22 protein-coding genes are annotated in these 26,473 nt (G+C 64.3%); 8 read left to right on the plus strand and 14 right to left on the minus strand.

Features of this window, described 5'->3' with window-relative positions; genetic code table 11:
* Positions 1-306 precede the first annotated feature (306 nt).
* The 3 genes from HZB53_14605 to HZB53_14615 all read left to right on the plus strand — a co-directional run bounded on the left by HZB53_14605 (position 307) and on the right by HZB53_14615 (position 3,329).
* Positions 307-1,557, plus strand: a complete 1,251-nt coding sequence (locus tag HZB53_14605; protein MBI5878878.1) for an MFS transporter — start codon at positions 307-309, stop codon at positions 1,555-1,557.
* Positions 1,558-1,690: 133 nt separating this feature from the next.
* Positions 1,691-2,983, plus strand: coding sequence for a citrate synthase (locus HZB53_14610; GenBank protein ID MBI5878879.1), 1,293 nt, complete (start codon positions 1,691-1,693; stop codon positions 2,981-2,983).
* A 127-nt stretch (positions 2,984-3,110) separates the two neighbouring features.
* A complete protein-coding gene (locus HZB53_14615; GenBank protein MBI5878880.1) occupies positions 3,111-3,329 on the plus strand; it encodes a hypothetical protein in 219 nt (72 codons plus the stop codon).
* A 90-nt stretch (positions 3,330-3,419) separates the two neighbouring features.
* Here HZB53_14615 and HZB53_14620 read toward each other — a convergent pair whose 3' ends face one another.
* Complete coding sequence (locus HZB53_14620) at positions 3,420-4,757, minus strand: aspartate aminotransferase family protein (GenBank protein ID MBI5878881.1); 1,338 nt, start codon at positions 4,755-4,757, stop codon at positions 3,420-3,422.
* Positions 4,758-5,194: 437 nt separating this feature from the next.
* Here HZB53_14620 and HZB53_14625 point away from each other — a divergent pair, with 437 nt between their 5' ends.
* The 3 genes from HZB53_14625 to HZB53_14635 are packed head-to-tail and all read left to right on the plus strand — an operon-like array spanning position 5,195 to position 8,102.
* Positions 5,195-6,142, plus strand: coding sequence for an amidinotransferase (locus HZB53_14625; GenBank protein ID MBI5878882.1), 948 nt, complete (start codon positions 5,195-5,197; stop codon positions 6,140-6,142).
* A gap of 9 nt (positions 6,143-6,151) precedes the next feature.
* A complete protein-coding gene (locus HZB53_14630; protein MBI5878883.1) occupies positions 6,152-6,853 on the plus strand; it encodes a peptidase E in 702 nt (233 codons plus the stop codon).
* A 4-nt stretch (positions 6,854-6,857) separates the two neighbouring features.
* Positions 6,858-8,102: a hypothetical protein gene (locus HZB53_14635; protein MBI5878884.1), complete on the plus strand. Its 1,245-nt coding sequence runs from the start codon at positions 6,858-6,860 to the stop codon at positions 8,100-8,102.
* A gap of 220 nt (positions 8,103-8,322) precedes the next feature.
* Here HZB53_14635 and HZB53_14640 read toward each other — a convergent pair whose 3' ends face one another.
* The 6 genes from HZB53_14640 to HZB53_14665 all read right to left on the minus strand — a co-directional run bounded on the left by HZB53_14640 (position 8,323) and on the right by HZB53_14665 (position 16,875).
* Positions 8,323-9,855, minus strand: a complete 1,533-nt coding sequence (locus tag HZB53_14640) for a zinc ribbon domain-containing protein (GenBank protein MBI5878885.1) — start codon at positions 9,853-9,855, stop codon at positions 8,323-8,325.
* A 57-nt stretch (positions 9,856-9,912) separates the two neighbouring features.
* Positions 9,913-10,593: a phosphoribosyltransferase gene (locus HZB53_14645; GenBank protein MBI5878886.1), complete on the minus strand. Its 681-nt coding sequence runs from the start codon at positions 10,591-10,593 to the stop codon at positions 9,913-9,915.
* A gap of 71 nt (positions 10,594-10,664) precedes the next feature.
* Positions 10,665-12,011, minus strand: coding sequence for a 2-oxoacid:acceptor oxidoreductase family protein (locus tag HZB53_14650; protein ID MBI5878887.1), 1,347 nt, complete (start codon positions 12,009-12,011; stop codon positions 10,665-10,667).
* 25 nt (positions 12,012-12,036) lie between these two features.
* Positions 12,037-13,167 (minus strand): pyruvate flavodoxin/ferredoxin oxidoreductase, encoded by a 1,131-nt coding sequence (locus HZB53_14655; GenBank protein MBI5878888.1) that lies wholly within the window; start codon positions 13,165-13,167, stop codon positions 12,037-12,039.
* Positions 13,168-13,478: 311 nt separating this feature from the next.
* Positions 13,479-16,334, minus strand: a complete 2,856-nt coding sequence (locus HZB53_14660; protein ID MBI5878889.1) for a DUF1616 domain-containing protein — start codon at positions 16,332-16,334, stop codon at positions 13,479-13,481.
* 91 nt (positions 16,335-16,425) lie between these two features.
* Positions 16,426-16,875 carry a GIY-YIG nuclease family protein gene (locus HZB53_14665; GenBank protein ID MBI5878890.1) on the minus strand — a complete coding sequence of 150 codons (450 nt, stop codon included), beginning with the start codon at positions 16,873-16,875 and terminating at the stop codon, positions 16,426-16,428.
* On the opposite strand from HZB53_14665, the gene HZB53_14670 reads away from it, so the two are divergent.
* On the plus strand, positions 16,874-18,010 hold the full coding sequence (locus HZB53_14670) for a membrane dipeptidase (protein ID MBI5878891.1): 1,137 nt from the start codon (positions 16,874-16,876) through the stop codon (positions 18,008-18,010). The two genes, HZB53_14665 and HZB53_14670, sit on opposite strands and share 2 nt — an antisense overlap.
* Positions 18,011-18,302: 292 nt before the next feature.
* On the opposite strand, the gene HZB53_14675 is transcribed toward HZB53_14670, so the two are convergent.
* Complete coding sequence (locus tag HZB53_14675; protein MBI5878892.1) at positions 18,303-18,479, minus strand: hypothetical protein; 177 nt, start codon at positions 18,477-18,479, stop codon at positions 18,303-18,305.
* 139 nt (positions 18,480-18,618) lie between these two features.
* Between HZB53_14675 and HZB53_14680 the strand changes: the two genes are divergently transcribed.
* Positions 18,619-19,824 (plus strand): hypothetical protein, encoded by a 1,206-nt coding sequence (locus HZB53_14680; protein MBI5878893.1) that lies wholly within the window; start codon positions 18,619-18,621, stop codon positions 19,822-19,824.
* 358 nt (positions 19,825-20,182) lie between these two features.
* Here HZB53_14680 and HZB53_14685 read toward each other — a convergent pair whose 3' ends face one another.
* The 6 genes from HZB53_14685 to purD form a co-directional block, all read right to left on the minus strand.
* On the minus strand, positions 20,183-21,064 hold the full coding sequence (locus HZB53_14685; protein ID MBI5878894.1) for an arginine deiminase: 882 nt from the start codon (positions 21,062-21,064) through the stop codon (positions 20,183-20,185).
* A gap of 7 nt (positions 21,065-21,071) precedes the next feature.
* Complete coding sequence (guaB, locus tag HZB53_14690) at positions 21,072-22,556, minus strand: IMP dehydrogenase (protein ID MBI5878895.1); 1,485 nt, start codon at positions 22,554-22,556, stop codon at positions 21,072-21,074.
* Positions 22,557-22,631: 75 nt separating this feature from the next.
* Positions 22,632-23,234 (minus strand): phosphoribosylglycinamide formyltransferase, encoded by a 603-nt coding sequence (gene purN / locus HZB53_14695; protein ID MBI5878896.1) that lies wholly within the window; start codon positions 23,232-23,234, stop codon positions 22,632-22,634.
* 75 nt (positions 23,235-23,309) lie between these two features.
* Positions 23,310-24,134 carry an LLM class flavin-dependent oxidoreductase gene (locus HZB53_14700; GenBank protein MBI5878897.1) on the minus strand — a complete coding sequence of 275 codons (825 nt, stop codon included), beginning with the start codon at positions 24,132-24,134 and terminating at the stop codon, positions 23,310-23,312.
* Positions 24,131-25,171: a phosphoribosylformylglycinamidine cyclo-ligase gene (locus tag HZB53_14705; GenBank protein ID MBI5878898.1), complete on the minus strand. Its 1,041-nt coding sequence runs from the start codon at positions 25,169-25,171 to the stop codon at positions 24,131-24,133. Before HZB53_14705 ends, HZB53_14700 begins: the two co-directional genes overlap by 4 nt.
* Positions 25,168-26,457 (minus strand): phosphoribosylamine--glycine ligase, encoded by a 1,290-nt coding sequence (purD, locus tag HZB53_14710; protein MBI5878899.1) that lies wholly within the window; start codon positions 26,455-26,457, stop codon positions 25,168-25,170. The genes HZB53_14705 and purD overlap by 4 nt, the downstream gene beginning before the upstream one ends.
* Positions 26,458-26,473 lie beyond the last annotated feature (16 nt).

Consider the following 26,473-nt stretch of genomic DNA (forward strand, 5'->3'; position numbering starts at 1 on the left):
GGGTACTTTCCAATGCCGCTTGCGATGCGCTGGCTCTCAGGCGCTTGTCACGCAAGCTGGCCCGCCGAAAAAGTGGCGCTGCCCTCCCCGTTAGCTTTTCCCCTTCTCCCCCGCGCGCGCGGGGGAGAAGGGGCATATTGGCAGCCGACTCCAAAATGAGAATTGCTGGGAAAAGCCGGATGCCCGGGTATGCCGACAACCTGACTGAACTCACAGTTCCCTCAGACCCGCGCGTCCGGCAGGTGTAGCACACCCGACGAGATGGTTAGCGTTGCAAATTGACCCGGCCTTGGCTATAATTCGGCCATGGCAGCCAACGGACTCCAGCGTCTGATCGAGCAGCGCGCGGGGGAGCTCAAGACGTTTGAGTCCCTGCGCAACGACAACTTTCGCCTGCTGTGGACCGGCAATCTGGCCACGCAGGCTGGATCGTTCATCAACACAGTGACCGTCGGTTGGCTGGTATACGAAAAGACCCAGTCGGCCGGCTGGCTCGGCATCAGCGGGTTCGTCAGCGGCATCCCGATGTTGCTGTTCTCGCTCGTTGGCGGCGTGATGGCCGACCGGCTGAATCGCCATCGCGTGATGCTCTTCAACCAGATGGTCGGCATGCTGGTCTCGCTGGCGTTTGTCGCGCTGCTCGCGTTCGACATTGTCGAGATCTGGCACATCCTGGCGCTGTCGTTCATTCTCGGCATCACCAGCTCGATCAATGTGCCGGTACGCCAGGCGATGGTGCCGACGCTGGTCGGCCGCGAAAATGTCGTGAACGCGCTGGCGCTGCACTCGGTCGGGCTGAACACCATGCGCATCGTTGGCCCGTCGCTGGCCGGCGTGCTGATCGCCACGATCGGCCCGGTCGGCTGCTTCGTGGTGCAGGCGGCCGGCTTTATCTGGGCGTTCATCAACGTACTTCAGATGAAGGTGCCGCCGCAGGCGCCGGTCGATCGCAAGGTCAGTCCACTGCGCACCCTGACCGACGGCCTGGCCTACGTGGCCGGCGACAAGGTGCTCTTCTGGATTCTGGCGGTCGTGGCGCTGCCAACCTTCTTTGTGTTCCCCTACCAGCAGATGCTGCCGTTGTTTGCGGAAAAAGTGCTCGCGGTGGGGCCTACCGGTCTCGGCATGCTGACATCGGCCGTCGGCATCGGCGCGCTGACCAGCGCGCTGGCCGTCGCCAGCTTCGGCAACATGCGAGGCAAGGGGCGCCTGCTGATGTTCGGTCTGATACTGTATCCACTGTTCATCGGGCTGTTTGCCCTATCGCCGTGGTTCGCGGGCAGCCTCGTCGCGCTGCTCTTTGCCGGTATGTCATGGTCGATCGCCAGCGCCATCGCGCAGTCGCTGCTCCAGACGCTGAGCAAACCGCAGTACGCCGGGCGTGTGATGAGCGTGTTCGCCGTCACCTGGGGCCTGCAGCCGATCGGCAATCTGGCGGTCGGCGGCGTGGCGGATGCGGTTGGCGCGCCGACTGCGCTGGCGGCCGGCTGCGTCATTGCCCTGGTTTTGACGCTGGCGCTGTTTGCCCGGCAGGCGCGGCTGCGCCAGCTGGTATGATCCGGCGCGCTGGGGGTCGGTTGTATCCTCTTTTGCGGTACAGATGTCCCTATTCGCACCCCCGCTTCCGGAGTATCGTTTCCCTATGCGAAGTTCTGCGCTTGAACAACCCCACGTACTAGGAGGAACACCGATGTCTGCGCCGACCAACACGTTGACGGTCGTTGATAACCGAACCGGCAAGTCCTACTCGTTAGCGATCGCCGACGGCGCTATCAAGGCCAACGATCTGCGCCAGATCAAAACGGGGCCCGACGATTTTGGCTTGATGGCGTACGATCCGGCATTCATGAACACGGCCTCGACTCGCAGCGCGATCACCTTTATCGACGGCGATAAGGGTATCCTGCGCTACCGGGGCTACCCGATCGACCAACTGGCCGAGAAGAGCACTTACCTCGAAGTTGCCTACCTCATCCTCTTCGGCGAACTGCCGACCAAAGCACAATACGACAAGTGGGAATACGAGATCAAGCATCACACCTTCGTGCACGAGAACGTCAAGCAGTTGATGGAGACGTTCCGCTACAACGCGCACCCGATGGGGATGTTCATCAGCACGATCGCGGCGCTGTCGACGTTCTACCCTGAGGCGAACAAGATCGCCGACGCGGAGAACCGCCTGCACCAGATCACCCGGCTGATTGCCAAGACACCGACCATCGCGGCATGGTCGTACCGGCACAGCCTCGGCTTCCCATACGTCTATCCCGACAACGATCTGTCGTTCACGGGCAATTTCCTGAACATGATGTTCAAGATGGGCGAGTTGAAGTACCAGCCGAACCCGGCGTTGGAGCGCGCGCTCGACGTGCTATTCATCCTGCATGCCGACCACGAGCAGAACTGCGGCACCAACGCCATGCGCGGCATCGGCTCGTCGCACGTGGACCCGTACTCCTCCATGGCCGGCGCGGCGGCGGCGCTGTATGGGCCGCTGCACGGCGGCGCCAACGAGGAAGTGCTGAAGATGCTGACCGAGATCGGCGACGTAAAGAATATCCCGCCGTTCATCGAGAAGGTCAAGAAGGGCGAGGGCCGCCTGATGGGCTTCGGGCACCGCGTGTACAAGAACTATGATCCGCGCGCGAAGATCATCAAGACGGCGGCCGACGCCGTGTTTGAAGTGACCGGCCGCAATCGCCTGCTCGACATCGCCATCGAGCTCGAGCAGATCGCGCTGAAAGACGATTACTTCATCGCGCGCAAACTGTACCCGAATGTGGACTTCTACTCGGGGATCATCTACCAGGCGATGGGCCTGCCGACCTCGATGTTCACCGTGCTCTTCGCGATCCCGCGCACGGTGGGTTGGCTGACGCAGTGGCAGGAACTGGTCACCGACCCGGAGCAGAAGATCGCGCGGCCGCGCCAGATCTATACCGGCCACGACACCCGCGACTACACGCCGATGCACAAGCGGTAATCCGCGCAACGACCAGGCCATATGCCGGGCGCCGCCTTGATGGCGGCGCCCGGTTTTCGTTTGACAACCGGCGCGCGACGCGCTATTGTACGCGGCGTCAACGCCGACGCAAAGAGGAAACGCTTCAATGTCACACGCAGACGAGAGGAAAATCCAGGTCGCGCGCGATACTCTGGTGATCGGCCGGACGACGCGCGAGGAGGTGCGGGCGCGCTGGGGCGAGCCGATGCTGCAGGAGCTGAAAGGCAAAACGCCCACCGGCCTGCGCGAGCGGTGGGTGCTCGATTCGGCCGATGGATTGGTGGTCTGGTTTGCCGGCGGCGTGCTGGAGCGGGTCGGCGACTAGCAGCGCATACCGACTCACCGCAAAGCACGCAGAGAACGCAAAGATAACAAGGTTTTCCTCTGCGTTCTCTGCGGTTAGATTTGCATTAGCCTACAGCGACTGCTCGAACTCGGTCAGCGACTCGTCCAGTTTTCCGAACAACTCGTCAAGTTCGACTGTGCTGATCGTGAACGGCGGGCAGAGCAGGAAGTGATCGCCGTTCACGCCGTCGGCCGTGCCGCCGCCGGGGTAGATGACCAACCCGCACCGCAGCGCGATGGCGGCCAACTGCGCGTTGGCGCGCTGGCCCGGCGGGAACGGCTCTTTGGTATGCTGGTCGCGCACCAGTTCGATGCCCATCAGCAAGCCTTTGCCGCGCACCTCGCCGACCGTGCGGTGCTTGAGCAGCGAGCGCCCGCGCGCGAAGAAGCCGGCCTCGAGGGCAGCGACACGCTCGACCAATCGCTCGCCTTCGATGATGTCGAGCACGGCGACGCCAACGGCGGCGGCCAGCGGGTTCGACGACATAGTGTAGCCGTGCACGAAGGCGGCGCCCGCCTGCGCGAACGCGTCGCGCACGCGGTCGTGTGCCAGCACCGCGCCGAGCGGGGCGTAGCCGCCGCTGAGCCCCTTGGCCGACGTGATGATGTCGGGCGTGACGCCCCAGTGCTCGATGCCGAAGTTGCGGCCCGTGCGCCCGAAGCCGGTGATCACCTCGTCGGCGATGAACAGGATGCCGTAGCGGTCGCAGATCTCGCGGATGATGCCGAAGTATTCGGCAGGCGGCGTCGTGGCGCCGGCGGCCGCACCGACGATCGGCTCCGCGATGAACGCCGCGACGTTGCGCGCGCCGGCCCGCTTGATCGCCGTTTCGAGCTCGTGCGCGCAGCGGATGCCGCACGACGGGTGCGTCAGGTTGAACGGGCAGCGGTAGCAGTTGCACTCCGGGATGTGCGGGAAGTCGAGCAACAGCGGGGCAAACTTCTCGCGGCGGCCGATGATGCCGCTGAGCGACAGCGCGCCGAGCGTCCCGCCGTGGTACGACTGCCAGCGCGAGATCATGATGTAGCGCGACGGATCGCCGCGCTCGACGTGATACTGGCGCGCGAGCTTGATCGCCGTCTCGGTGGCCTCGGAGCCGCCGGACACGAAGAATGCCGAATTGAGGCCGGCTGGCGCAACGCGACCGACACGCTCGGCCAGTTCCAGTGCCGGACGGTTCTCGAAGATGGACGACTGTACGTAAGACAGCGTCTGCGCCTGCGCTGCTAACGCCTCGGCCACCTGTGCGCGGCCGTGGCCGATGTTGACGACGGCGATGCCGGCGATGGCGTCGAGGTAGCGCTTGCCGGTCTCGTCGTAGATGGCGCAGCCTTCGCCGCGCACAATGCGCGGGTACAGTCTGGTGACGTCGCGCGGCAGCAGTTTGCCGTTGGATGGGGCGGGCATGGGCGGGCCTCCGGTGATGGGACTGGATTCAGCGGCAGTGTAGCATATTCAGGCGTGCGCCACAAGCCCGACAACGGACAATCAGTAATTCTCATTTTGGAGTCGGCTGTCAATATGCCCCCTCATCCCCTGCCCCTTCTCCTCCGCCAGCGCGGGGGAGAAGGGGCCAAGCTACCGGGGCGGTGCGCGGGGGCGCAGCCGCCGCGCACCTCCCCTAAGAATCTCGCCCCCTCCCAACCAAGTTGGGAGGGGGTCGGGGGGAGGGCAACGCCACTTTTTCGGCGGGCCAGCTTGCGTGACAAGCGCCTGAGAGCCAGCGCATCGCAAGCGGCATTGGAAAGTACCCGTACAAAGCCAAATTGAGAATTGCTGACGGACAATCACACCTCGCGGGTCTTCAAGACCCGCGAAGCAATAATTGACTGAGGAGAGAACGAATGGGCGAGACAGGCTATTCCGAACAGGGCGAGAAATGGTTTGCCGACGAAGGGCCGTTCGCCGGGCAAATCCAACAGTACTGGGGCGACTGGGGCTGCGCGTCCGAAGTGGCCCCGCTGCGCGCGGTGATGCTGCGGCGGCCGGGCGCGGAGATCGAGTCGGTCACCGATGCCGCGCAGTGGCGCTGGCTCGACGTGATGGATCCCGACAAGGCGCGCGCGCAGTTCGACGCGCTGGCCGACACGTATCGCCGGCACGGCGTGCGCGTCGCACTGGTGGAGGAGATGCGGCCTGACCGGCCGAACGCGCTGTTCCAACGTGACTCGACGTTCATGACGCCGGAAGGCGCGATTATCGCGCGCCACGCCATGCCGTTCCGGCGCGGCGAGGAGCGCTACGCGGCGGCGACGCTGGCAAAGCTCGGCGTGCCGATCGTGCGAACCGTGACGGGCACCGGCGTGTTCGAAGGCGCGTGCGCGATGTGGGTGGACCGCCAGACGGTCATCCTCGGAACCGGCGTGCGCTGCAACGCCGAAGGCGCGCGGCAGGTCAGCGAGGTGCTACGCAACATGGGCGTGACCGAGATCCTGCCGTTCCAGATCCCGTACGGGCATGCGCACGTGGATGGCCTGATGAACATGCTCGACCACAAGCTGTGCATGGTCTTTGCCTGGCAGGTGCCGCATGAGGTCGTGATGGCGCTGCACAAGCGCGGCTTCGAGGTGCTCGAAGCGCCGTCGATCGACGAAGTCAAAGAGAGCATGGGCATGAACTGGGTCGCGCTCGCGCCGCGCAAGGTGCTGCTGCCGAAGGGCAACCCGGTCACGCGCAAATTGCTGGAGAGCAAGGACGTCGAAGTGATCGAAATGGACGTCAGTGAGTTGATGAAGGGCTGGGGCGCGATTCACTGCATGAGCGTGTTCCTCAAACGCGATATGGCGGGCTAACGGAGACCCATGAAACAGATCATTGCGCTGGGCGGCGGCGGGTTCTCGTCGGAACCAGACAATCCGCTGCTGGAGCATTACATCCTGAAGCAGGCAGGCAAGGAGCGGCCGCGCGTCTGCTACTTGCCGAACGCGACGGCCGACCCAGTGAACGCCACGCTGGCGTTCTACGTGGCGTTTGCGGCGCTGGACTGCCGCATGACGCACCTGAACCTCTACAAGCCGCCGACCGCCGACCTGCGTTCGTTCCTGCTCGAGCAGGACATCATCCGCGTCGGCGGCGGCAATACCAAGACGATGCTGGCGACCTGGCGCGAGTGGGGACTCGACTCGATTCTGCGCGAGGCGTGGGAGCGAGGCATTATTCTGTCGGGCGTGAGCGCCGGTCAAATCTGCTGGTTCGAGCAGGGGCTGACGGATTCGATTCCGGGGCCGTTCACGGCACTGAGCTGCCTCGGCTTCCTACCCGGCAGTTGCTCGCCGCACTTCGACAGTGAAGTGAACCGGCGGCCGACGATGCTGCGGTTGGTGGCAAGCGGCGCGATGCTGCCGGGCATCGCCGCTGACGACGGCGCAGGGCTGCACTACATCGACGACCAACTGCACAAGATCGTCACGTCGCGCCCGAACGCGCGCGCGTATGCCATCGAGCGCAGCGGCGCGACAGCAACCGAGCGTCCGCTGGACGTGACGTATTTGGGCGCAGCGTAGCGGATTGACTAGCGTCAAGCTCGCCTTCGCCCGGTTGATGCCGATCCGCCAGCCGAGCCTGCGGCGCCTGCTGGTTGTCTGGGCACTCCTCGGCTTCAGCTACTTCGGGATTCAGACCGTTCTGCAGAACCTGTACCTGCTGCGCCTGGGATATGGCACCGAGTTCATCGGTGTGCTGATCGGCTCGGGGCAGGTCCTGTGGGCTGTGTGCGCGCTGCCGGCGGGCTATGTTGGCCGGCGCTTCGGCCTGCGCCGTGCGATTCTAGCCGGGTGGATACTGTCGGGACTTGGCAACAGCCTCGTGGTGTTCGTCGAGTTTGTACCGCCCGAGTGGCGCATGCCGTGGCTGTTCTTCTGGTGGGGCTTGAGCTGGGTCGGCGCGGCGCTCAACTCGGTCAACAACATCCCATATGTGATGGCGGTGGCCAGTCCGGAGGAACGCAACTACGCCTTCGCCGCGCAGCAAGGGATCCAATCGCTGATGGCGTTTGTGGGCAGCCTGGTCGCCGGACTGCTGCCGGGTACGATCGCGGCAGTGGTGGGGCCCGGCGACTCACTGGCGCCATTTCGATACACGCTCTGGTTGGTGCCGCTCGGCTACGCGCTGATCGTGCTCGTCATAGTCGGCATTGAGCCGGCGGCAGAACCGGTCCACCAGCAGCGCAGCGCAAACGCCGACAAGGCGCCGCTCGGCCTGTTCGCGCTGTTCGTCATCGTCGTGTTTCTGCAGACGACGGGCGACGGCAGCCTGCGCGCGTTCTTCAACGTCTATCTGGATCGCGGCCTGGGCGTATCGACCGCGCAGATCGGTTCGGTGATGGGACTGGCGCAACTACTGCCGGTGATCGGCGCGATACTGGCCCCGCGCGTGCTGTCAGCGCTCGGTCCCGCCCGAGCCTATGGCGCGGCCGCGCTCGCGGGCGGACTGTTCATCGTCGTTGTCGCGCTGGTACCCAACTGGTTGGTCGCGGCGGCGGCGTATACGGGCGCAATGACCGTATTTTCGATTGCGGGACCGGCGCGCAACGTGTTCAGCCAGCAGTTGGTGGTGCCACGCTGGCGCACGACCTCGGCGGCCTTGTCCACCATCGGCCTGGCGACAGGGTGGGCCGCGACGGCGATGGCCGGCGGCTACGCTATTGCGATGGTCGGATTTCCGGGCCTGTTCGGGGCGAGCGCGCTGCTTGCAGCCACGTCGGCGATGACCACGTTGTTATATTTGCGGCACAGGGTGCAGCGCGTGGATTAGAGCATCTTGCAGAAACATCGGGCACGCCATGCGGTTCGCCGGGTAGGGGCAGGTCTTTGACCTGCCCAGCGGACAGGCCAAAGGCCTGTCCCTACAGGCGTCGTGCAGCACCGTATCGGATCATTTCGCAAACCGCTATAGCCTGGCACGCCGCCCGAAAAAAGGCAGCCCCTCACGGTAAACTTCGTGAGGGGCTGTTTACATCTTGGAAGTGCTGCGGTTAGTTGCAGCCGATCAGGTGCCCATCCCATGGTGCGAAGCACCAGCGGTATGTCCACCCAAACGCTTTGACGCGGAACTCGGTGATATAGACATTGAGGTCCGTGTAGCCGGCCCACGTGACGTTCGTCGTTGCGCCGGGTGCGATCGCCGGCAAATACTCGCTGTTGTCATACGGGTAGTAACAGGACAGCACGGCGCCCCGGCTGTTATAGAACGTGCCGTACCAACTGGTCAGCATCTGTGACGTGCGGTTGATGCCGGTCAGATCAATCGTGAAGCGGCTGACCGGGTCTTTGTCGTTGTAGTTAGTGCACCAGTTATCGACCACGCTCGGTCGTCCCCACTTCTCATAGCCACGCACACTCACGTATAGATTGATATTCGGCGCGGCATCGGTGGCCGTGGCCGTCGGCGTCGGGAGCGACGGGCCGGGGCCGGGCGGCGGTGGCGGCGGCACGCGTGTCGCGGTGGGCGGCGTGGCCTGCGCGACGCACTGCAGTGCTTCGACGCCCGATGGATTGATGATCAGCGCGGCCTGACACTGCGCCATGGCGCCGATCAGGTTGCCTTGCGTTAGCAGTTGGGCTCCATAATTGACGCGCGCGGCGTACAGTTTGCCCGGAATCGACAGATCGGCGGGGTCCAGTTGGCGCAGCGCTTCCAGCAGTGTAACCACGCGCTGCCACTCGCCGCTGCCCCACGCATCGTCAAGCTGTGCTCTCAGGCGTGCCGCGGCGCTCGTGGTCGCGGTGGGAACGGGCGTGCCGGTGCTGGTGGCCGTCGCAGTCGGGGTGGGCGTTCCCGTCGGGGTGCGGGACGCTGTCGGAATGGCCGTCGCTGTGGGCGGCACGGGCGTCGCGGTCCGTGGCACGGCGGTGGCCGTCGGCGTTGCCGTGGGCGGCACGGGCGTCGTGGTCGGTGGCACGGCGGTGGCCGTCGGCGTTGCGGTTGGCAGCACAATCACAATTGCGGTAGCAGCCGGCTCTGCACGCCCGATGCCAAGCACCCCGTAACCGTAGACGCCGGCCGCGACGAGCACCAGCAGAATCAGCGCGCCGGCGCAACCAATCAAGAGGGAGCGCCCGCCGCTGCGCGCGACCGGCGCGGCGGCGAGCGAGGGCGGCTGTGCCGGGGCGGTCTTCACCAGCGGAAACTCGGCCAGGGACGGTGGCGATGTGGGCGCAACGCGAGCCGGCACGTTGCCTCCGCCGTACGGGTCGGCGACGGCCCACTGCTGGCCGTCGAAGACGTGCCAGCGCCCGCTGCCGGCCCCCAGATTCCAGTAGCGGCCCTGGGTATCCTGCACCATCAACCCCTGCAGCTCGCGCTCGTACTGCGCTTTGGCGATGCGCCCGGTGTCAAGCTGGCCTTTGAGCCGGTAGAAGTCGTTCTCGGCCTGCCGGAACCGTTCGAGCGGGTCCGCCGAGACCGACGGCGTCGAAGGCGCCGATGCACCGACCGGTGTGCCGCAGCGACTGCAGGCCTTCGCCTCGGGCATCAGGAAGTTGCCGCAATTTGGACAGGTGTTCATCTGTGCTCCTCGTCGTCCCGTGTGGGCCGCCCGGTGGCTGCAAAGTAGGCTGCTGGGTTAGCGCTCCGAAGCGCTGGCGTGCCGAGCCGTCTCGATGATGCGAATCACCGCGCCGTCATCCAGTTGGCTGAAATCATTGTACCAAAGCCCGATGGCGTGCAGGTCACCGGGCGTGTGGAGGCAGAGCAGGTCGTCGCACAGCGGGCGCACCTGGTCGCACGCATCCGGGGACGCGACCGGCACCGCAACGATCAGGCGCGCGGGACGCTGCGCGCGCAGCGCCATGAGCGCGGCGCGCATCGTTGCGCCGGTCGCCAGTCCGTCATCGGCGACGATCACGGTCTTCGCTCGCACGTCCAGCGGGGGCAGCCCGGCGCGATACGCGCGCTCGCGGCGCGCGATCTCGGACTGCTCGCGCGCGACGACCTGCGCGATGACAGCGTCGGAGATGCCCAACGCCGCGACGACGGAATCGTTCAGCACGCGCCCGCCGGCGGTCAGCGCGCCCATGGCGAGTTCGTCGTGGCCGGGAACGCCGAGTTTGCGCACGACGAGGACGTCGAGCGGCACGCCGAGGCCGGCGGCGATCTCCGCGGCAATGGCCACCCCGCCGCGCGGCAAGCCGAGCGTCAGGACATCGGCGCGCCCGGCGTAGGCTTGCAGGCGCGCGGCCAGCCGCTGCCCGGCATCGCTGCGGTCCAGAAACCGTTCAAACGAAGGCGGCAATACATACCACATGGCCAGCCTCCATGTTCCCTTCTATCGCGCCGTACGCGCGGTCAGGGGACGCGCCAGGCGGCGCGTCGTGCTTACTCGACGAGCTTAATACCGGTTTCGATCGCTTTCAGGCTCTCTTCAGCCACGTCCGCCCGTTGGTCGGCGCGCACGCTGGCCGTCAACGCCTCCAGCGGCATACACCGGCTGTGCTTGACGAAGGCGGCGACCGCCATCATGGCGAGCGCCTTGCGGTTCGTCTTGCCGTCCGGTCGCAGGATGATCTTGCGCGCGCGGGTCTGCACCTTTGACTCAAGCTCGGCCAGGACGTAGACCGTGCCGGATTCGCCCATCTCGGCCAGTTGCGCCTTCACCTGTCCGAGTCCTTCCGGCGAGATGATCGCCAGCACATCAGGACGCGGGATGCCGGTGTAGAAGATCTCGCCGGGCGCGATGATGATCTCCGACAGGGAATGGCCGCTCATCACGGTGGTCGGGTAGTCGTCGCGCTGGGTGGCGAACAGCCCGCAACGGATCGCGGCCTGCGCGAACACGGTGGCGGTCGACTTCACTTTGCCGCCCGCCGATCCGGCAATCACGACGCGCAGCGGCTTGTCGAGCCGGGTGGTGAACTCGCGCGCGAGCGGCTTGCGTGTGAACGGCGTCTTGCTGCGCGTCGGCGCGTACTGTGCGCGGTATGCCGAGGCCAGTTCGGGATAGCCGGCGCGGTACAACTCGCCCGCTTGCATGTGCAGTTCGCTCATGACGCCCAGCATATCGGAGCGCGAGAAGTCGTTGTTGGGCACGTAGTATGCCGTGCACAGCTCCCACAGATCCATCAGAGCGAAGCCGTCCACATTGATCGCCTCGGCGATGCGCTCGGGCAGGTCTTTGTCGAACGACGTGCCGCGGTAGACGTATGACGCGCCGTTGACGCCGACGGTGGCGCAGATGTCGAGCGGCCGTTCCAGGTTGCCGCCGCGCGTCGTCGCGGTCAGCGCGCCGTGCGGCGTCGTCACCGAGTGCTGGCCGCCGGTCATGCCAAAGTTCAGGTTGTTGAAGACGAGCACGGTGATGCCGACATTGCGCCGCGCGGCATTGATCAGGTGGTGGCCGCCGATGCCGCACCCGCCGTCGCCCATGAGCACGATGACCTTGAGCTCCGGGTTGGCGAGCTTGATGCCCGACGCGTAGGCCACGCTGCGGCCATGCAAGCCGTGGAAGGCGTGCGCGGCGAAATACTGGTCCGACAGGCCAACGCAGCCGATGTCGGTCACGATGACAACCTTGTGCGGGTCCAGTTGTAGCTTGACCAGCGCGGCGTTGAGTTGGTCATTGATCGTGCTGTGCCCGCAGCCAGGACAAAACGGGTACTTCGCAATCTCCGGGTTGCGGTAGGTAGCGAACGTCGTCACCAGGGGTGTGGCGGTATGCGTGCTCATGGAGTCTTCTCTCTCGGCGTCTGGTTTACAGCGCGTCCTGGATCTGGCGCGGCGCGATCAATTCGCCATCGACACGGTTGACGCCGCTGACGGCGGGGCGCGGGTCCAGCGCGTAGGCAATGCGCTCGATTTCAAGCCGGTACTGGCCGTGGTTCAATTCCGGCACGACGATGCGCCGGTGCGCGGCGAGTGCGCGGCGCAGCGCGTTTTCCGGCACGGGCCAGAGCGACTGCACGATCAGTTGCGAGACGCGCTGGCCGTCCGCTCGCGCATCGGCGACTGCTTCCTGCATGGAGCGCGCGGTGATGCCGAACGATACCACCAGCGTCTCGGCGCCGTCCTGCGGATCATAACGGACCATCTCGATCTCGGCGGCATGCGCCCGAATCTTTTCGTAAAGATGATTGTTGAGCCGCTCGACCTTTTCCGGCTTCTTGGTGAGCATACCGCGTTCGTCGTGTGTGCTGGTCGTAAAGCGGACGATGTTCTGCGCGTCGCCGATCGCCGCAAACGGCGGTGCGGTTGCCGGCTCGGTGAGCGGGTAGGGCAAGAAACTGCCGGGCGCGGCGACGGTGCGGGTGCGGCGTTCCGGGGTCAGGTGCTTGAGTGCGGCGTCCGTATCGAGCGTGCCCTGCGTCATCACCGTTTCTTTGTCGGTCGCCAGGAAGACGGGTGTACGGAAACGCTCGGCGAGATTGAAGGCGTGCTGCGTGAGCGTGTAGCACTCCGCCGCATCGGACGGGCAAAGCGCGATGACCGGGTAACCGCCGGACGTGCTCCAGCGCAGGAACTGCACGTCGCCCTGGGCGACAGTGGTCGCGCCGCCGGTGGCCGGGCCCAGCCGCTGCACGTCGACGATGACGAGCGGTACCTCGCCCATGAGGGCGAGGCCGATATTCTCGGAGTAGAGACTGATGCCGGGGCCGGCGGTGGCCGTCATGGCGCGCGCGCCGGTCATGGCCGCGCCGATCGTCATGGAGATGCTGGCGATTTCGTCTTCCGCCTGGATGCCGACGCCGCCAACTTTCGGCAGTTCGCGAAGCATGTGTATCAGGATCGGCGAAGCCGGCGTGATGGGGTAACCGGCGAAAAAATCGCAGCCGATATCAATCGCTCCGCGCGCGATCAATTCGGCTCCATCAATAAACTCGTACATAGCGGCTCCTCGGGGAGGAATAGGGGAGGCCCGCGACCGAAAAATCCCGTCCGGCCGCGCAAAATGCCCTCGCCCACCAGTATACGAGTGCGCCACCGCGCGTAAAGTGGCAATTGTCACGTTGGAGCGATGACATTTAGCCCGTCCGGGACCGACCAGAGGGGGAGGGTTTAGGTATTATCGCACTGATTTGTGCGCAATTCGAGGCGATTGGGAGGTTGTGAGGGGACTGAGATCATCGACTGAGCGTGTCTGGAGATGCCTACCACCTCAACCGGACGCCTCCTGCGAAGAGTGACTGCCGTCGATGGTCAGCGTGTTGTGACCTTCACGGTGCCCAACACGAATGCATCGTTGGGGAACTGGCTGCCATCGGCACGGAACGCCGGTATGCGCGCGGAGGTCGCGGGATCGTAAAGGCCAGCCAAGACCACGTAGGATCCAGGCCGCAACTCCGGCGGCAGCATGATCGCATAGCGATCATCGATCAATTCGCCAGCGCGCCACGTATCGGTCGGACGCAATCCAGCAACCGGCTCATCGTCGGCTTGCGCGACCGGCTGCCCGCCGGAATCGGCCACGTGGATAAACACCTTGTACCGCCGGTCGGTTGGGCTGTCCACTTGCCAGCGCAGGTGCACCGGTATCCAACTGCCGGGCAATACAGTCTCCGGCAGTGGCGCGACGCCCGTTAGCATGGCCAGATCATCTGCGCGCGCCCGTATCTCCGCGAATGGCACGTCCGGGCTGAGCATGAACGGACGCAGTCGCACGTTGGCCATCCATCGCGCTGAGAGGGGATAGGCGATATGTGCCAACCTATCTTCGCTGACACTGGCCGCCTGTCCCCAGAAGACGCCCCATACACGCGAAACGCTTGAGGGTAGTGGTTGCGTGACCGGATCCACATAGGGCAGCGTGCCCGGATAGTACTCATCCAGCACGCGCCGCGCTTCCGGGTTGGAAAACACAACGGCGTCGCCAACGCGCCCCTCGGCCAACAGCGTCTTGCTGATCGCATAGAAGGCCGTGTCATCGCGCTGGCGAGCGCGGTACACTTCGAGGCGGCTAAGTGTCGCCAGCGAGCGCCACGTTGCATCATAGCCCTCTGCCGCAATCAATCGCGGATCATCCGGAAGCCCATCGCGCAGGCGGTAGATGCGGGTCTGTGCGACGCCGTCCACCGTGATTGTGGCCCACAGGCGATGCGTGGTGAGCAGATCGGCGGGCACGGGTTTGCGATCGCGGCCCGGTTTTTCCGGAGGAGCGACAATGAAGAATACGGGCCGCGGGGTTGCCGGAGTCCACTGGTGATTGAGGTAGAAGTCCATAATACGCGGATCCGTGCTGTTGTGCTCGCCCCGCATCGCCCCCGTCTCGTACATCACGGCGATAGCCCGCCATCCGCCGCGATTTACCAGGAAGAACGACGACGAGATCAACCGTGGCGATGCCAACTGGCCAAACAACGCCGGTGTGTCCGACGCCTGCGCGTCAAGTTTGCGAGGAAGATAGGCGATGTTTTGCAGCGCGTCGTACGACACGAGCGCAACGAGCCATACGCCGACCAGCACCGCAACTACGATCCGCACGGCCCGCGTATTTGCCGCGGACCAACGCGCCTGGGCGCCGCGTGCGACAAGACGCATGCCCTCGACGGCGCCGAGCAATAGCGGCGGCAGGCCAGCCAGGTAGTGATCATTCGGCGAGGCCATGAAGAAACCGGTGAAGCCGAACGTGACAAACGCAACGAGCGCGACGGAGCCCCAGAATGCGTCCGGTACCCCCTTCCAAAGCAGAAACAATCCGAAACAGGCAAATGGCACAAGGCTCACGTTTGTCCCGGCAACCGAGAGGGCGTCTGGTTGGACGACAGCCAGCCCGGTCAGTAGTACGCATGCCAGGTACAGCGATGCCGCAACGCGCGGTGTGCCGGATCGAAGGCGCATCCGTCCATACACCGAGAACAAGGCAACCGCGAGCGCCGCCAGAACAATCGCTTGCTGGAGCGCAGAATTGTAGTCCCACTGCTCCCAGAAAAAGTCGTTCAGGTGGTTGAATGGGGCATGCGACAAATCCAGACGCTGATCAAGGTACCCTTCCTGCATCTCCCGCGCGTTGACGGGCAGCGCCAGCAACATCACGTAGTAGGGCACGCTCACGGCGAGTGCGAACGAGGCCAGCGCAAGTCCGCCGAGCCATGTGGAACGGCAGCGCAACGTGCGATGGTGTGCCTTCACAAACAGGTAGCCAATGGCGGGGACGAAGAAGGCGGCGAAGTAGTGGCCGAGCAGCGCCGCCCCCAGCAGCACGGCACAGAGCACCCAGTAGCTGCGCGCCTCGGGCTGGCGTCGGCGCTGGTACGCCCGCAACGCGCACAGCAACCCCAACTGGCCCATGGCGAGTACGAAGCCCTGAAACTGCAACCAGCGGACAAGGCCGGTCCACATGCCGAGCGAAAGCAACAGCAATCCGGCGATGAGGACGGCGGCCGGTCGCAGCCGGCTGCGGGCAAACAGCACGAACCCGGCAACCGAGATGAGCGCGCACAAGGCTGCGGGGAGGCGCAGAACGCCCTCGTAATAGCTGTCGGTCAGCCGCATGAACCATGCGGCGAGTATGATCTGCGCGGGACCTTTTGGCAGCGCGAACAGCGCCGCGGCCTTGCCGAACAGCAGATCGGTAGCGCTGCTCACGATCCAGTACTCATCGAACAGGTACTCGCCATGGTCGAGACGGGCCAAAAGGAGAAACGCGCCTGCCACTACAAGCACGGCGAACACGGCCAGAAACGGACGATCGACGCGCCCCGGCGTTCTCGCCGCGACGGGCGCGCGTTGATCTCGCCATGCCGCCATGAACGCCAGGATGAGCGTGAAGGCGCTTGAAACAAAAGCCAGCGTAAAAACCGAAATCGGCACGCGCGTGAGGAAAATGCCCCAGAACAGCAATACGGATAACGCGACGCTGGCGCCCGCGGAAAGCACGCAACGCTCGGCCAGCGCCATGCGCGTCCTGCGCGAGAAGAGGAGACTCACAAATGCAGAGCCAGGAAGCACAAAGACGAACAGCAGTGCGCCCGCCACCCGCGCCTCAAGCGGCGCGGGCAGAAACACGCACGCATTGGCGCTTGCGGTCAGGATTAGCGTTGCAAAGAGGTATTTCATCGACTGCGTTTTGGATGCCGCGATTCTGAAGCGCGCCTGCCCAGCGGTTATTATACCCGTGCCCGGCGATTGAGTGCGCGGGCCGCCCATGCTACAATAGTCGGGCAATCGTGGGCCGTCGCTTGAACCAGAGCAGGTGTGAAGTGCAATCGCAGTCGCCGGCGCCAAAGCCAGCAACGGGGATGCGACTGTCGTTCGCTCGCATGAGCGCTTGTGCCAAATCACATTCGCGGCGTTCGGGGCCGGGCGCGAGCCAAAGTCCCCGTACCTGGCCCGCGGCGAGCAGCCGGTCGATATGCCAATGCGGGTGCTTGTCTGCGCGCAAGTGGCGTGCCACGCGCGCTCGCAAGCCGCCCGGCCCGAGCGCACTGCCAACATAGACGTACCAGCCGGGCGGAAAGTCGTGCACGCCCAGTGCGCCGATCGCCAGCCGTATGCGCCGGGGCAGGCGGATGAGCAATGCATAAGTACCGGGCGCGCCATTTGCCAATTGGCGTTCCCAGCCGTCCAATACTTTTACTTCACGAAAGGATGTTGCCATGCTTGCTGCCGATTCTCACCTTGATCTGGGTTGGAGTTCCCTGCAGTGGAACCGCGACCTCGAACTTTCCGCGTACACGCTGCGCGCCAGCGAATCAGCGATGACCGAGAAGGGGCGCGGGCAGAACACGGTCTGCCTGCCAGAGATGCGGCGCGGCCGCGTCGCGCTCGCGTTCACGACCGTGCTGGCCCGCTCGACCGGCATCAAGAACCCGCACATTGACTACGGTTCGCCGGCGCAGGCGCATGCGATCGGCATGAGCCACATCGCGTACTACCGCGCGCTGGAGCGTCTCGGGCACGTGCGCGTCATCACCGATCTGGCAGCATTGAACAGACATATCAAGGAGTGGGAGTCCTGGGATGCGGCGCACAAGCAGCCGACCGATGCCACGCCGCCGCTGGGTTTCGTGATCAGTATGGAAAGCGCAGACCCGATTCTATCTCCCGGCGAGCTCGGACAGTGGGCCGAGGCGGGCCTGCGCATCATCGGCCCGGCGCACTACGGCCCCGGCCGCTATGCCGGCGGCACCGGCACCGAGCTCGGGCTGTCGAAGATCGGCGTCGAGCTCGTGCGCAAAATGGACCGGCTCGGCCTGATTCTGGACATGACGCACTTCTCCGACCAGGCATTCTGGCAGGCGGCCGATATCTTCAAAGGACCCGTGCTGGCCAGCCACAACAACTGCCGCGCGCTCGTCCCGCACCAGCGCCAGTTCAGCGACGAGCAGCTCAAGTGGATCATCGCGCGCGGCGGCGTGATCGGCGCGGCGTTCGACATCTGGATGCTGATCCCGGAGTTCAATCGCGGCGCTACGACCAACCGCCAGGCAAGCATCGCGACCGTCTGCGATCACATCGACCATGTCTGCCAGTTGGCGGGCAGCGCCCGGCACGCAGCGATTGGCTCCGACCTGGACGGCGGATTCGGCCGCGAGCAAGCGCCACACGATCTCGACACGATCGCCGATCTGCAGAAGGTGGGCGAGATCCTGTCTGGGCGCGGCTACAGCCAGAGCGACGTGGCGGCGATCATGTATGGCAACTGGGTGCGGCTGCTGCGCGAAGCGTGGGGCGCCAAGGCCGCCAAAGCACCGGCGCGTAAAGCGGGCGCGGGAACGCGCAAGTCGCGGTGACGCTTTCGGCGTACGGCGCGGCGGTGACGTCGACCGACAGAGTCGCTCAGGTGGATGTCCAGGCTCGGCCGCGGGGCCTTTCCAAAATCGGAATAGCCCTCTCCCTAACCCTCTCCCGCGACGCAGAACCGGCGTCGCAGGCGAGGGAATCAGCTCCTTCCCCTGTTCGCGGGGGCTGCGAACGGGGGAAGGTTGGGAAGAGGGCATTCTGTCCACGACTTTGGACAAGCCCGAGTTCGGCCGTGAGCCGACAAGCGCAGGCGACCCACTCGATGTATAATACTAACTCGGGTTAGCCAAAGCGCAACACTTCACTCCAGTCCCACATCGCAGAGATCACAATCATGAAAAATGCCGTTGCATTCGTGGCAGCTTCGACATTGCTCGCCGGCTTGTTGGTCGCCTGCGACAATAGCAGCGCACCCGCCGGCAGTGCGCCCGCAATTGTTTTGCCCACATCGACGACCACATCGCCTCCGCCTCCAATTCCAATTTACACAGCGACGCCATCCCCGATCCCAACTGCCGCCGCGACCGAGGTTACCCCGGTTCCGTCAGTTATCCCAGCAACTTCAACTCCCGACATAAATGAAGGAACGGCTGAAAACTTGGCACCTTACCAAGTCGTTAAGCAAACGATCGCTCCAACGACAATAACCAATGAAACGAATAAATATGTGACTTATCCGCAGACCGATAAAATGGTAGCAAGCGGTGACTTTGAAGTCCGCTTCAAGCTTGACGTCAAAAGTCCAGGTGTTGATACGGCTGGGGCCAATCCCAAAAACACCATGACGCTTGACCTAAATAAAGGTCGAGTATATTTAGCTAAAAATGGACCAAGTTATGTTATGGCGGTTGTGGATTCTAATCAAGTCATCAATCGAGTGATTATCGGCTCTGATAAGAACTTTCCTAAGGGTGAGTTTACCTTTCGCTTTCTTAAAGGTGGTCAAACCGCTCAAATTATTGTTGACGGGAGAGTTGTCGGCGCCCTGGACATTAGTAAAACTAACTTATTTAATCCTAATGGACAGTTCACTTTAGGAGTTGAAGCAGCCCCGAAAGCTGAGGATATTTTTTCAGCTACTGTTGCCGTACCGAAGGGACAGGAGGATAATATTAAACCTTTTGTTTCAACGCCAACTCCCCCAAAACCGGAGAGTACTCCAATTCCTCGGGCAACTCCAGTATTACAACCCGATAATGCGCCGTATAGTGTCTTTACCGAAATGGATAAATTTACGACAATAACCTCCAAATATCCGACTGTTTTTAATAGTCAAAACGGGATTCAGTTAACTGCCCCGATGAACTTAATTTCAAGAGGCGACGCCCGCAAATATAAGCCGGGTAATCCTACGTTTAACGGAATCGCTGTTATTAATTCATTTGACCCCGCGACTAGGGGCATTGATCTATGGAGAGGTACATTTAGAACAGGTAATATTGTCCAGGTCCTTGGTCAGGGAATGGTTGGAAATGAGCCATATGAGCAACTTCTTGTTCGGTTACAAAATGGACAGATGGCCATATATGATATGCCTTTAGCTAACGACGCTGGAGGAATTCTCGTACCGGCATATAAATCTTATCCTGGGATTGACAGCCCGCCAAGTGTTGGCGTTATTCAAACACATCTTTCAATGATTAATCCAAAAATTTTCGAGGAAGGGGATTTTGTAGCCTTTTTGGAAACACCTAACTCTGCATTTGTAACCCTTCCTAATGGCACTTTATACAAACGATTGGAAAAAAATCTATATGTCTTAATTGCTTCTAATAATAACCTGTACGGCTACCTTGTGCCTTGAATTTTGTTTCAGTTTTGATAGTATTGATTCAAAATGGCTAAGGCTCCTTCGCATTGTAAATCCAACACCCACGCCAACCGCGGCACCAAGCACAAGTTGCCAAAATGGGCAGAATCCATGACTGGCCAATCCGGCTATCGGGTTTGATGGGGTCACCACGAAGCTCAAGACTTCCTACCACGATTATCTGGGGTGCTACCCGGTCTTCCGATCTGACAAAGCATTGCTATTTGTGAGAAGGGCCATAGTAATTGTGCCTATTGGCTTGAGCAACGTCTTTGGATGATCCTCGTCACCAGCGCGACAGTTGTAGCCGGCATCGTTGATGCCGGGTGCCTTCCGCGACCACCGGTCGCAACTACAGGTCGCGCGCGTAGGCGCGGAAGAGCGGCCGGGTCAGACAGGTCGGACCGCCATCGCGGTTGAACGAAATCTCCTGGCCCTCGTACTCCCACACGTCCACGCCGCGCTCGCGCAGGTTGCGCACCGTGACTGGGTTGCCCTTGAGCATGATGACCCGGTTGGGCGCGACCGCCAGAATGTTTGACGCCTGCGTCTTGAACTCTTCTTCCGGAATGGGTAGCAGTTCGACGCCGCGGCTGTGCAACAAGTCGACCAGGTCGATTGGCATCAGCGGCAGATGCACGACCGCCAGTTTCTCGGAGACCGGGCTGATCAAGGACAGCAGATGCAGGATCTCGCCGCCGCCACGCCAGTGCGGCAGCGTCACCTTGACCACCTCCGCGATGCTGTCGAGCGCATGCTGCAACTGGCGGATGCCGTCGTCATTGGTGCGGTAGGTGCGCCCGACGACCAGAGTGCGCTCGTCGAGCCAGAACGTATCGCCGCCCTCCAGCGTGCCCTCGCCGCGAATCGTCGCCACGATCGGCACGCCCTCGGCCATCATCGAGTGGGCCAGCGCGTGCTCCTCGCCGCGCCGCAACGGCTTGCCCATGCGGCAGACGATGGCGCCCTCGCCGCACATGATCACCGGGTCGTAGACGAAGATCGAATCGAGCCGCTCGCGCTGCGGGTCGCCGACGAACAGTACCTCCGTCCCGGCCTCGGTCAGCAATTCGACGAAGTGCGCGTGCTCGCTCGCCACCCGCGCCAGGTCGGGCGGGCGGTAGTAGCCGAACTCGCGCCAGGCTTCGGCCTCGGCCTTCTGCTCGGCCGGCCGTTTCACCATCACGCGCCGCAGCGGCGCGACCATAGACGTAACACCGTAGCGTTTTGGCATTGTGGCCTCATGTCGTGCGCTGGTAGTTGGGCGACTCCCTGGTGATGACAATGTCGTGCGGGTGGCTCTCGATCAGGCCCGCGTTGGTGATGCGGCGCAGGCGTGTCTTCGTCTGCAGGTCGGCCAGCGACGCGGCGCCGGCGTAGCCCATGCCGGAGCGCAGGCCGCCCACCAGCTGGTAGACCACGTCGCGCAGCGAGCCCTTGTACGGCACGCGCCCCTCAACGCCCTCGGGCACCAGCTTGCCGCTGCCCTGGCCGCTGCCATAGCGGTCCTTGCCGAAGCCCTGCATGGCGCCGAGGCTGCCCATGCCGCGATATTCCTTGAAGCGGCGGCCCTCGTACAGCACGATCTCGCCCGGCGACTCGTCCAGACCGCCCAGCAGGCTGCCCAGCATCACGGTATTGGCGCCGGCCACGATCGCCTTCACGATGTCGCCGCTGAACTTCACGCCGCCGTCGCCGACAATCGGGATGTCCTTGCGGCGGGCGACGCGCGACGACTCGAAAATGGCCGACATCTGCGGCATGCCGGCGCCGCTGATGATGCGCGTGGTGCAGATGGAGCCGGCGCCGACGCCGACCTTGATCGCATCGGCCCCGGCGGTGATCAGCGCCTCGGCGCCTTCGGCGGAGATGACGTTGCCGGCGATGACCGGCAGGCTGGGCCAGTGCGCCTTGATTCTCTCGATGGCGCGCACGACGCCGAGCGAGTGGCCGTGCGCCGTGTCCACGACCACGACGTCAACGCCTTTGGCCACCAGCGCTTCGACGCGCTTTTCCAGCTCCGGGCCGACGCCGACGGCCGCGCCGCACAGCAGTCGCCCGCGGCGGTCCTTGGCGGCGTTCGGGTATTCGCGCTTCTTCTGAATGTCCTTGACCGTGATCAACCCCATCAGGTTACCGTCGCCGTCGACCAGCGGCAGTTTCTCGATGCGGCGCGACTGCAAGATCTGCTTGGCTTCTTCCAGCGTTGTACCGACGCGCGCGGTGACGAGGTTGGTGCTCGTCATAAATTCGCTGACCGGGTGCGACAGGTCGTCCGGCTCCACGAACCGAATATCGCGGTTGGTCAGGATGCCGACCAGCCGCTTGTGCCCGTCACGGTTCTCGGTGATCGGCACGCCGCTGATGCGAAACTTGTTCATGATATCTTCGGCGGCCTGCAGGCTGGCCGTCGGCGGCAGCGTGATCGGGTCGGTGATCATGCCCGACTCCGAGCGCTTGACCTTGTCGACCTCATCGGCCTGCGCCTCGATCGACATGTTGCGGTGAATAATGCCGATGCCGCCCTCGCGCGACAGGCCGATCGCCATCGGCGCTTCGGTGACGGTGTCCATGGCGGCGGACACGAGCGGGATATTCAGGTGGATGTCGGCGGCGAGCCGCGTGCGCACATCGGTCTGATCGGGCAGCACTTCGGTATAGTACGGCATGATCAGCAGGTCGTCGAACGTCAACGCCTCGTGGACCGTAAACAGTTCTTCGTTCATGTTTTTCTCCTCCATATAAGCCGACGCGCCCGCTCAATGAGGGCGCGCTGGCATATTTATCGTGCCATTTTGCATCTATCCGGCTCTTTGCACAAGTTGGCGCAGCGCACCGACGAGCAAACCGTGCTCGACGGCATGTACGCGCTGGGACAACAACTCCAGCGTGTCGTCGGCGTGTATCGGCACCACAGCCTGGGCCAGCACCGGCCCGTTGTCCACGCCCTCGTCGGGCACGCGATGGATCATCACGCCGGTTTCGCGCACCTCGCCGCGCCGGTATGCGTCCAACGCGCGCCCGATCGCATCGGTGCCGGGAAACATGCCGGGCAGGGCGGGATGCAGGTTGATGATCTGATTTGGGAAGCGTCCAATGAACGCCGACGAGAGGATGCGCATCCACCCGGCGAGCACGACATAGTCGGGGCGGTACGGCTCCACGAGGTCGGCCAGCGCGGCGTCGTAGACGCGCCGTTCCTGTGCCTTGCGCTTGGCCAGCACGAGCGCCGGGACGCCGGCCTTCCGCGCGCGTTCCAGCCCGAAGGCGTCGGCGTTGTTCGATACAACGGCCACGACCTGCGCCGGCAGTTCGCCGGATGCGCAGGCGTCCAGAATCGCCTGCAGGTTGGTGCCGTTGCCGCTAATCAAGACGACGAAGCGTTTGGGTGACGTCATTGGCATGGGAGCGATCCGTCAACAGTGAACGGTGAACAGTGAACAGTTCATGGCGTGGTTCCACTGTTCACTGTTGACTGTTCACTTTCCAGGTGGGCCTTGCGCGATGCGCCGCTGCACGACGCCGTACACGTCGGGCTGGTCGTTGGCCATCCAGCGCGATTCTATCCACCAGGTCGCACCGGCAGCGGCCCACGGCTGTACCTGCGCGGCGGCGCGTGCCAGGTCGTCGCCGGGCGTTTCGCCCTCGACGATGATATCGAACGGGCTATCAGGCGAGCGGTGCTCCCTGACGTAGTCGCGGATGGCGCGCACTTCATCCACGGTCGCCTGGCGTGCTTTGGGGTCCAGCACCTGCGGCAGGATGCCGTCGAACTTCAGCGCTCGCGCCATCGACTTTTGGCTGCCCCACGCGCCGACGACCCAGATCGGGATGCGCGGCTGCTGCACGGGCGGCGGGGGCGGCATGAATCCGAGTTCGTGCACATGGTAGTGCTTGCCCGCGTACTTGAACGGCTGCCCGGACCACAGTCCCGTCAGAACGTCGAGCCCCTCGTCGAGCAACTCGGCGCGCGCCTTGCGGTCGGTCACCTCGCCGAACTCGGCGAAGCCGGTGTCGACAGCGCCCAGCCCGACGGACAGGATCGTGCGGCCATTGGAGAGGCGGTCAACCGCGACCGTCTCGCCGGCCAGCTTCCACGGGCGCATGCGCGACAGCGGCGAGATCATGGTGCCGAGCCGGATGCGCTCGGTCTGCATCGCCGCGGCGGCCAGCGAGACCCAGGCATCGACGCCCCAGACCGGCTCCCAGACGAAGAAGCCGTCCCAGCCGGCGCGCTCCGCATCGCGCGCCAGATCGGCGGCGGCACGCGCATCGGCAAACGGCATTACAAATCCGTATTTCATCGCCCCTCCAACTCGACGCCGCGCGCGCCGGCAGCCAGTTCGCCGATGATATAGGTCTCTTCGTTGATTTGCGACCGGAACGCGGCAACATCCTCGCGTGCCACGACGACGACCATGCCGATACCCATGTTGAAGACGCGAAACATCTCTGCGCGGTCGATTTCGCCGCGCGACTGAATGACCTGAAAAAGCGGCGGCACCGGCCAACTGCCGGCGCGCACGCGCGCTTGCACACCGTCCGGCAAGACACGCGGGATGTTCTCGATGAAGCCCCCGCCGGTCAGGTGCGCCAGCGCCTTCACGGGCGAGGCGTCAGACGCCAGCGCCTGGGCGAGCACCGGCAGATACGAGCGGTGCGGGGCCAGCAGCGCGTCGGCCAGCGGCCGGCCAATCTCCGGGAAAACCGTGGCCAGCGGCACGCCGTCGAAGATGCGGCGGATCAGCGAGTAGCCGTTGGTGTGCGGACCGTTGGACGCCAGGCCAACCAGCACGTCGCCCGGGCGGACGCCGGCGCGCGGCAGCATGCGGTCGCGCTCGACCACGCCGACGATGGTGCCTGCGACGTCGAACTCACCGGCCTCATAGACGCCGGGCATCTCCGCCGTCTCGCCGCCGAGCAGGGCGCAGCCGGCGCCCCGGCAGGCCTCGGCCATGCCGGTGACGATCTCCGCGATCATCTCAGCGTTGAGCCGGCTGGACGCCACATAATCGAGGAAGAACAGCGGGCGCGCACCCTGCACCAGGATGTCGTTGACACAGTGGTTGACGATATCGTGCCCGACCGAGCGGTAGCGCCCGGCCTGCGCGGCGATCTTGACCTTGGTGCCGACGCCGTCCGTGCTGGCGACCAGCGCCGGGGCGCGCATGCGCTGAAGCTCGGACGCGTCGAACAGGCCGCCGAATGCGCCGATGCCGGACAGCACGCGCGCGTCGTACGTCGAGCGCACGGCATCGCGCATCAGCGCGACGGCGCGATTGCCGGCGTCGATGTTGACGCCGGCGGCAGCGTAAGTGCCGGGCGGCGGTTGCACGCTCATGCGCCGGCCTCGCGCTTCAAGGCCCGCGTGCCGATGTCGCGCCGGAACTGCGCGCCCTCGAACTGGATGCCGTCCACGGCGCGATAGGCGCGGGACAACGCTTGCGCGATATCGTCGCCCCAGCCGGTGACGGCCAGCACGCGCCCGCCGGCGGTGACGACGCGGTCGCCATCGGCGCGCGTCCCGGCATGAAAGACGAACGCGTTTTCAATCGGGCGATCGAGTCCGCTAATCGGCAGGCCGGTCGGGTAGCGATCGGGGTAGCCGCCCGATGCCATGATGACGCACGCGGCCGCGCCGGACTTCCAGCGTACGTCCACATCGGCGAGACGGCCATGCGCGCACGCCTCCGCAACGTCGAGCAGATCGCTGTCGAGCAGCGGCATGAGCGCCTCAGTCTCCGGGTCGCCGAAGCGGCAGTTGTATTCCAGCACGCGCGGTCCGTCAGCCGTCAGCATTAGCCCGGCGAAGAGCGTGCCGACGAACGGGTGCCCTTCCGCGCGCATGCCGTCCACGGCGCGCTGCAAGATCGACGCGCCCAACTCGGCGGCGAGCGCGGGCGGGCAGGCGGGCGCGGGAGCGTCCGCGCCCATCCCTCCGGTATTCGGTCCTTCATCGTTGTCGCGCTGGCGTTTGTGGTCCTGCGCCGGCGGCATGACACGCACGGTCGTGCCGTCGCAGAAGGCGAGCAGCGACACCTCTTCGCCGCTCAATCGTTCCTCGATCACGACCTGGTCGCCGGCCGTGCCGAACGCGTGGTCGAGCATAATCTGGCGCAGCGCCTTTTCGGCGTCGTCGGCGCAGTCCGGCACGATGACGCCTTTGCCGGCGGCCAAGCCGGACGCCTTGATAACTACGGGATAGTCGATCGCAAGCAAGTGCCCCACGGCGTCATAGAAATCCGTGAACACGCCGAAGCGTGCGGTCGGAATGCCGTGCCGTGCCATGAACGCTTTGGCGTACGCCTTGGACGCTTCGATCTGGGCGGCGGCGCGGGACGGGCCGAACACGGCCACGCCGGCCGCGCGCAGTTCGTCTGCCAGACCGGCGGCCAGCGGATCTTCCGGGCCGACGATGACGAGCTGCACATCGTTCTCGCGGGCGAAGGCCACGAGTGCCGGGGTGTCGCTGGCGCGGATCGGCACGTTTCGCACGCGGCCGCCGGGCAGTGCGGCGGTGCCGACGTTGCCCGGCGCGACGAACAGCGCGGTCAGCCGCGGCGACTGCGCCGCCTGCCAGGCCAGCGCATGCTCGCGGCCGCCGGAACCGACAATCAGAACATTCAACGGGAGCTCCCTGGCG

It is taken from the genome of Chloroflexota bacterium (genome assembly GCA_016235055.1).
In the GTDB taxonomy this organism is placed as follows: domain Bacteria; phylum Chloroflexota; class Anaerolineae; order JACRMK01; family JACRMK01; genus JACRMK01.